Source organism: Catenulispora rubra, from assembly GCF_015356825.1.
GTDB classification, from domain to species: domain Bacteria; phylum Actinomycetota; class Actinomycetes; order Streptomycetales; family Catenulisporaceae; genus Catenulispora; species Catenulispora rubra.
On the sequence record NZ_JAACYW010000593.1, the window covers coordinates 1 to 1,849 of the forward strand.

The 1,849-nt window shown below is 68.3% G+C and carries 1 protein-coding gene; it reads left to right on the top strand.

The window, feature by feature from the left end; genetic code table 11:
* Positions 1 to 62 precede the first annotated feature (62 nt).
* On the top strand, positions 63 to 1,849 hold a 1,787-nt coding region (locus GWK61_RS60440), incomplete at its 3' end, for a type I polyketide synthase (protein WP_323748204.1).

The window sequence follows — 1,849 nt, forward strand, 5'->3', positions numbered from 1 at the left end:
CCCCCCAACTCACCCCACACGCCGCCACTCCTGCTCTGCCCCCGGCTCTCCACCCAGACGGCATGGTGCTGATCACCGGCGGTACCGGCACCCTCGGTGCGCTGGTCGCCCGCCACTACGTCACCACCCGTGGCGCCCGACACCTGCTGCTCACCAGCCGCCGCGGACCAGATGCCCCCGGTGCGACAGACCTGGCCGCTGAACTCACCGCTCTAGGCGCCACCGTCACCATCACCGCGTGTGACACCAGCGACCCTGACCAGCTCGCGAGCCTCCTGGACGCCATCCCGGCCGACCATCCGCTCACCGCTGTGGTGCATGCCGCCGGTCACCTGGCCGATGCCACCTTCGCCAACCAGACCCCGGACACTCTTCACAGTGTTCTGGCGGCCAAGGTCGACAGCGCCTGGAACCTGCACGCCTACCTCACCTGGCGTGAGATCCATCTGGCCGAGTTCACGTTGTTCTCCTCCATCGCCGGCATCCTGGGCAACCCCGGCCAAGCCAACTACGCCGCCGCCAACACCTACCTGGACGCCCTGGCCCACCACCGCCACACCCACCACCCCGACCAACCCACCCACTCCCTGGCCTGGGGACTATGGGACACCACCACCGGCATGACACAAAGCCTCAATATCGCGGGGCGCGGGCGGATCTCCGGTTCGGGTATCAGCGGCCTGGCCGTCGACCGTGCGCTCGACCTGCTCGACACGGCCGGGACCAGCGTGGAGCCGGCGCTCGCTCCAGTCGCGTTCGACCTGACGGTCCTGCGCCGCCGGGCCGAGTCCGGGGCGCTTCCCGACATGCTGAGCGGGCTGATCCCATCCGCCGCGTCCGTACGTAGGCAATCGCGCCGCGCCGCCACCGCGGATGGCCCAGCCACGTCCTCCTCCGCTGCCGCTGTGTTCGCCGCGCGGCTGGCCGAGGTCGGCGAGCCGGCCCGGGAGCAGTGGCTGGTCGACGTGGTGCGGGCCGAGGTCGCAGCCGTGCTCGGATACCCGGCGGGCTCCGCCGTGGACTCCGTCCCCGCGGACCGGGCTTTCAAGGATCTGGGGTTCGACTCGCTGACCTCGGTCGAGCTCCGGAACCGGATCAACTCGGTCACCGGCCTCCGGCTGCCGACGAGCCTGGTCTTCGACCACCCCACCCCTCGCGAGCTGGCACGTCGTGTCGGCGCCGACACGCGGGGAACGCTTGGCAAGGCTCTGGTTCGGGAGCCTGCTCGCCGAGCGGTCGCCGCGGTGGGTGTGGATGAGCCGTTGGCGGTGGTGGGTATGGCGTGTCGGTTCCCGGGGGGTGTGGGATCTCCAGAGGATCTGTGGACTTTGGTGCTCGGGGAGCGGGATGCGGTGGGGGCGTTTCCTGTGGATCGTGGGTGGGATGTGCGGGGTCTTTACGATCCGGATCCGGATCGTATAGGGCACTCGTATACGCGTTCGGGCGGGTTTCTGTGTGACGCTGGCGGGTTTGATGCGGAGTTTTTCGGGATCAGTCCGCGTGAGGCGTTGGCGATGGATCCGCAGCAGCGGTTGTTGTTGGAGACGGCGTGGGAGGCGGTGGAGCGGGCAGGGCTGGATCCGGCAGCATTGCGCGGCACTCGCACTGGAGTCTTCACCGGCATCATGTACGACGAATACGGAGTGCGCTTTTCCCGGGCACCTGACGGCCTCGAAGGTCAAATGCTCGTAGGAAACGCACGTAGTGTCGCGTCGGGTCGTATTTCGTATGTGTTGGGGTTGGAGGGTCCTGCGGTTTCGGTGGATACCGCGTGTTCGTCGTCGTTGGTGGCGTTGCATTTGGCGGGTCAGGCTCTGCGGGCTGGGGAGTGTGATCTGGCGCTGGCTGG